Source organism: Pedobacter sp. 10L46_2, from assembly GCF_056395165.1.
In genome coordinates this window covers 1-5436 of the sequence record NZ_JBFTIZ010000286.1, presented here as the reverse complement: position 1 = coordinate 5436, position 5436 = coordinate 1, and the positions used below count along the sequence as shown (strand labels likewise).

10 protein-coding genes are annotated in these 5436 nt (G+C 37.3%); 9 read left to right on the top strand and 1 reads right to left on the bottom strand.

Features of this window, described 5'->3' with window-relative positions:
• A partial coding sequence (locus AC1DDX_RS22590; RefSeq protein ID WP_477622633.1) for a 30S ribosomal protein S10 occupies positions 1 to 144 on the top strand: 144 nt, incomplete at its 5' end.
• A 74-nt stretch (positions 145 to 218) separates the two neighbouring features.
• Here the strand turns inward: AC1DDX_RS22590 and AC1DDX_RS22585 are convergent.
• A complete protein-coding gene (locus AC1DDX_RS22585; RefSeq protein ID WP_172661519.1) occupies positions 219 to 827 on the bottom strand; it encodes a hypothetical protein in 609 nt (202 codons plus the stop codon).
• Between the two features lie 130 nt (positions 828 to 957).
• Here AC1DDX_RS22585 and AC1DDX_RS22580 point away from each other — a divergent pair, with 130 nt between their 5' ends.
• The 8 genes from AC1DDX_RS22580 (at position 958) to rplV (ending at position 5391) form a co-directional block, all read left to right on the top strand.
• The gene (locus tag AC1DDX_RS22580; RefSeq protein WP_172661518.1) at positions 958 to 1794 is read left to right on the top strand and encodes a sulfite exporter TauE/SafE family protein; all 837 of its coding nucleotides are present in this window, start codon (positions 958 to 960) and stop codon (positions 1792 to 1794) included.
• Positions 1791 to 2183, top strand: coding sequence for a DUF1634 domain-containing protein (locus tag AC1DDX_RS22575; RefSeq protein WP_337717214.1), 393 nt, complete (start codon positions 1791 to 1793; stop codon positions 2181 to 2183). Before AC1DDX_RS22580 ends, AC1DDX_RS22575 begins: the two co-directional genes overlap by 4 nt.
• A gap of 180 nt (positions 2184 to 2363) precedes the next feature.
• On the top strand, positions 2364 to 2981 hold the full coding sequence (rplC, locus tag AC1DDX_RS22570) for a 50S ribosomal protein L3 (RefSeq protein WP_048907446.1): 618 nt from the start codon (positions 2364 to 2366) through the stop codon (positions 2979 to 2981).
• A gap of 4 nt (positions 2982 to 2985) precedes the next feature.
• Complete coding sequence (rplD, locus tag AC1DDX_RS22565; protein ID WP_048907445.1) at positions 2986 to 3615, top strand: 50S ribosomal protein L4; 630 nt, start codon at positions 2986 to 2988, stop codon at positions 3613 to 3615.
• A gap of 1 nt (position 3616) precedes the next feature.
• Entirely contained in the window at positions 3617 to 3907 is a 291-nt protein-coding gene (gene rplW / locus AC1DDX_RS22560; RefSeq protein ID WP_172661516.1) for a 50S ribosomal protein L23, read from the top strand.
• A gap of 23 nt (positions 3908 to 3930) precedes the next feature.
• Complete coding sequence (gene rplB, locus AC1DDX_RS22555) at positions 3931 to 4755, top strand: 50S ribosomal protein L2 (RefSeq protein ID WP_048907443.1); 825 nt, start codon at positions 3931 to 3933, stop codon at positions 4753 to 4755.
• Positions 4755 to 5021 carry a 30S ribosomal protein S19 gene (gene rpsS / locus AC1DDX_RS22550; RefSeq protein ID WP_008244581.1) on the top strand — a complete coding sequence of 89 codons (267 nt, stop codon included), beginning with the start codon at positions 4755 to 4757 and terminating at the stop codon, positions 5019 to 5021. The genes rplB and rpsS overlap by 1 nt, the downstream gene beginning before the upstream one ends.
• Positions 5022 to 5028: 7 nt before the next feature.
• Positions 5029 to 5391 carry a 50S ribosomal protein L22 gene (gene rplV / locus AC1DDX_RS22545; protein ID WP_037442604.1) on the top strand — a complete coding sequence of 121 codons (363 nt, stop codon included), beginning with the start codon at positions 5029 to 5031 and terminating at the stop codon, positions 5389 to 5391.
• The last annotated feature ends 45 nt before the right edge of the window (positions 5392 to 5436 follow it).

Genomic DNA, 5436 nt, shown 5'->3' with positions numbered 1-5436 from the left:
CACGTGAACAAAAAAGCACGTGAGCAGTTTCAATTATGCGCATACAAACGTTTGTTAGACATTTATAGCTCTAACTCTAAAACAGTTGATGCTTTAATGAAACTTGAATTACCTAGCGGTGTTGAAGTAGAAATTAAAGTATAACTATACTTTAACGGTTAACAAAAAAGCCCTTGAAATTTATTTTCAAGGGCTTTTTTGTTATTGCAGCAAATTGTTTATTTACCGCGATTTTTAAGCTCGTCCAGTTTATTACGTTCATCCTGCAGTTCTCTGGCCAGCTTTTTCTCTTTATCATTAGCCTTAACTTTATAGTTTTGATATTCTTGTGATATCTCATCATATAAGGTGCTTCTGTATTTGGCTTCATGGATATGCTTAGCTGATCTTAATATGATAATAGCCAAAGCTGCGCCTAAGGCAATTATTAGGCCCCATACAACCAGGTTATAGTTTGATTTGGTAAAACCTATTCCAAGAAAGCTGATCTCATTTAACTTAGCATTGGAATTGGCAAGTGATGATTCTGTGCCAGAAATTTGCTTTTTTAGATCTGAGATCTCTTTTCCTTGATCCTCGATTTTTTTTCTTGTTATCACTAATTGTTTGCGATCTGTGTTTAAACTATCTCTCACATTTTGCCAGAATACCGATAACCTGGATGGATTTACTAATTTATAGCCATTTAAGGTTTTAGATTTTGACAGCAGAAGCTGGTACTGCCCCCTTAAAGAGGGATCAATTTTACTTGTATCCGCTTTTAACTGCGCTTGAGCCGTAAAATTAATTAATAGAATAGTGATGATTGGTAGTAAGATTTTTCTCATTGATGGTATTTTGTTTTTAAATATTGGTAGTTGTTTATTCAGTTTGCGGTTTCACAAGTGATTCACCCCTAATTTAACATTCATATTTTAATTTTATTGTGTTTTGTTTGGAGATAGTATATTTGCAGCAATGTCGGTATTACTATTTACAATTATTGTCTTGCTGGGAGCTTTCTTGGCCGGATTAGTTGGGTCTCTTACCGGCTTGGGGGGAGGGGTAATTATCATTCCATTGTTGACCCTGGTATTGGGTGTTGATATTCACTATGCAATAGGAGCTTCAATTATCTCCGTTATAGCTACCTCGTCAGGTTCTGCGGCTGCTTATGTAAAAGAGGGGATCACCAATATTCGAATTGGGATGTTCCTGGAGATTGCTACCACAATAAGCGCAATTATAGGTGCAGTTGTTACAGTATATATTAACCCCAGCTATATTGCAATAATTTTTGGTCTTATTCTGTTGTTCTCGGCGGTAATGATGATAAGGAAAAAAATTGACCATTCTGATAATGATACATCGGGGAGATTAGCAGTTTTTTTAAAATTGAACGGTACTTATCCGACAGAAAACGGTATGCAAAATTATGCAGTGCATAATGTGATTGGTGGTTTTTTGATGATGTTTGTTGCGGGTATAATTTCCGGATTGCTTGGAATTGGCTCCGGAGCACTAAAGGTTATTGCAATGGATAACATAATGCGTATCCCTTTTAAGGTATCTACTACTACAAGTAATTTCATGATGGGGGTTACTGCGGCGGCCAGTGCTATCGTATATTTACATAGAGGACAGATTGATCCGGGAATTGCGATGCCTGTGGCACTAGGTGTTTTAACAGGAGCAACGGTTGGCTCGAAAATATTGGTAAAGACTAAAACAGATAAACTTAAAATTATCTTTGCTGTTGTTGTTGCTTTTTTGGCGCTGCAAATGATTTATAATGGATTAACTGGTAGATTATGAGTGAAGAGAAGAACTTCTTTGCAGACAGGGATATTCAGATCATCCTTGGGACATTACTTAGGGTTGGTGTAATTGCTTCTATGACAGTGGTTTTTATAGGAGGTTTGGTGTACCTTGCCTTTAATCATTCTGAAATGGTAAACTATAGCCATTTTGATTCTGTTAAGGCCGGCTTCTCTACTGTATCAGATATTTTTATAGGATTGGGGCATTTAAAAGGGAGTGCTATTATTCAATTTGGAGTTCTCTTGCTGATATTTACACCAATCATGCGCGTGGTTTTTTCGATTTTTAGCTTCTTAATTGAGCGTGATTATTTATACGTTTTGATTGGAGCATTCGTTTTATGTGTAATTCTATTTAGTTTAAGTAATAAGTTGGTTGGGTAAATGTTGTTTTAATTGCACGTTACCGCATGTAATTATTTTTTTGCATTTATTTGAAAAAATAATGAGCTAACTATTTGAAAATTAAGATTTCTTTCTTATTTTTGCCCTCCCTTAATAGGGATGTGTATCCACCTTGAACGAAGCCCTACTGCTTCGATGGGTGTTAAATTAAAATAGAAAATGTCAGGTATTATTGGAAAAAAAGTAGGAATGACCAGCATTTTCGACGCCGAGGGAAAGAATATTCCTTGTACGGTGATCGAAGCTGGGCCTTGTGTAGTTACACAGGTAAAGACCGAAGAAAAAGACGGTTACGTTTCAGTTCAGTTGAGTTTCGACGAAGCTAAAGAAAAAAACACCACTCAGCCTCTAAAAGGGCACTTTGCGAAAGCAAACACCACTCCAAAACGTAAATTGGTTGAATTTGAGCCATTTGAAGAATCGTTAAATTTAGGTGATACTGTAACGGTAAACATCTTTAACGAAGGAGATTTTGTGGATGTAGTTGGTACATCAAAAGGTAAAGGTTTCCAAGGTGTTGTTAAACGCCATGGTTTCGGCGGTGTTGGTGGTCAAACTCACGGACAGCATAACAGAATGCGTGCGCCAGGTTCATTAGGTGCTGCTTCTTATCCTTCACGTGTATTTAAAGGCATGCGTATGGCGGGAAGAATGGGTGGAGATAGAGTAAAAGTTCAGAACTTACAAGTTTTGAAAGTTTATGCTGATCAAAATCTAGTTGTAGTTAGTGGTTCCGTACCAGGAGCTAAGGGTTCTTACGTAATCTTAGATAAGTAAGCAGATGGAAGTTAAAGTATTAAACATTTCAGGAAAAGAGACAGGTGCCAAGGTGCAGCTTCCTGAGTCGGTATTTGGCATAACGCCTGTTGACCACGCAATTTATTTAGATGTTAAACAGTATTTGGCTAATCAACGTCAAGGTACTCACAAGTCTAAACAACGTAATGAGATTGCAGGTTCAACCCGTAAATTATATAAACAAAAAGGTACTGGTGGTGCTCGTGCCGGAAGTATTAAATCTCCATTGTTTAATGGTGGTGGTCGTGTATTTGGTCCTCAACCACGCGATTATAGTTTTAAATTGAATAAGAAACTGAAAGTGTTGGCTCGTAAGTCTGCATTATCATACAAAGCACAAGATCAAAGTGTTGTGGTTTTAGAAGGTTTCACTTTTGATTCAATCAAAACTAAAAACTACTTGAACTTAGTTAGCGCATTAAATTTAGCTGGCGAAAAGACATTGTTGGTTTTACCTTCACAAAATAACAATATCTATTTATCAAGCAGAAACATTCAGAAAGCTAAAGTTATTACTGCAGATCAATTGAATACTTATGATGTATTAAATTGCGGTAAGCTTTTGTTGACGACTGAATCTCTTAAAACATTGGAGGAGGCATTTGCCAAGTAATATGGAACTTTTAAGAAAACCAATATTAACAGAAAAAGCTTCGGCATTAACAGAAAAATCTAACCGCTTTACTTTTCAAGTAGATCATAAAGCAAATAAATTGCAGATTAAGCAAGTTATTGAAAAGATGTATGGTGTTAACATTTTAGCTATCAATACAATGGTAGTAAATGGTAAACTTAAATCTAGAAATACTAAAGGTGGATTAGTTAGTGGTCGTACCCCGAAATATAAAAAAGCTATTGTAACCTTGAAAGCAGGTGAAACAATAGATTATTACGCGAATATTTAATAAGAATTGAATTATTTATAACTATGGGCTTAAGAAAATTTAAACCAGTTACTCCGGGAACCCGCTTTAGAGTTGGTGCCAGTTTTACGGAGATTACAGCAACCAAGCCCGAAAAATCATTGGTTGTATCTTCTAAGAAATCGGGAGGACGTAACAATACAGGAAAGATGACTATGCGCTACATGGGTGGTGGTCACAAAAAATCTTATCGTTTGATTGACTTTAAACGTGAGAAATTTGATATTCCTGCAACAGTAGCTACTGTTGAATACGATCCAAACCGTACCGCACGTATTGCACTATTACATTATGCAGACGGCGAGAAGCGTTACATTATTGCACCTGAAGGGTTGCAAGTAGGACAAACAGTAGTTTCGGGAGAAACAGCTACTCCAGAGGTAGGAAACACTCTTAAATTGGCCAATATTCCTTTGGGATCTATTGTGCACAATGTAGAGATTCATCCAGGCCGTGGAGCACAGTTAGCACGTAGTGCAGGTGCTTATGCACAATTAGCAGCTCGTGATGGTAAATATGCTACATTGAAAATGCCTTCAGGTGAGACAAGATTAATCTTGACTGCATGTTTGGCTACAATAGGAGCAGTTTCCAATTCAGATCATGCAAATGAGGTATTAGGTAAAGCAGGTCGCAGCCGCTGGTTGGGACGTCGTCCAAGAACACGTCCAGTAGCGATGAACCCAGTCGATCACCCTATGGGTGGTGGTGAGGGTCGCTCATCAGGAGGTCAGCCTCGCTCAAGGAACGGTATGTATGCTAAAGGCTTCAAAACCCGTACACTTAAAAAATACTCAAATCGTTTCATCATAGAGAAAAGGAAGAAATAATGGCTCGTTCGATAAAAAAAGGACCTTATATTGACCATAACGTAGAGAAGAAAGTAGTATCTATGAATGATTCAGGCAAGAAGTCTGTAATTAAAACTTGGTCACGCAGATCAATGATTTCACCAGATTTTGTGGGTCATACATTTGCAGTACACAACGGTAATAAATTTATACCGGTATACGTAACAGAAAACATGGTTGGTCATAAGCTGGGAGAGTTTGCTCCAACCAGAACATTTAGGGGTCACTCTGAAAAGAAAAAATAATTAAGAGATGGAAGCAGTAGCGAAATTAAACAATTGTCCAACCTCACCACGTAAAATGCGTTTGGTTGTAGATCTTATCAGAGGTGAGCGTGTTGAGAAAGCTTTACATATTTTAAAGTTTACCAATAAAGAAGCAGCAATAAGAGTTGAGAAACTATTATTATCGGCTATCAAAAACTGGGAAACTAAAAATGAAGGTTCTCGCCCTGAAGAAAACCAATTATACGTGAAAACGATAATGGTAGGCGGTGGTCGTCAGTTAAAAAGATTAAGACCAGCACCTCAAGGACGCGGTTACAGAATACGTAAACGTTCAAACCACGTAACTTTGATAGTAGATAGTAAAAACGTTGAAACTCAAACTAATTAACAGAAATGGGACAAAAAGCACATCCAATAGGTAACAGGTTAGGAA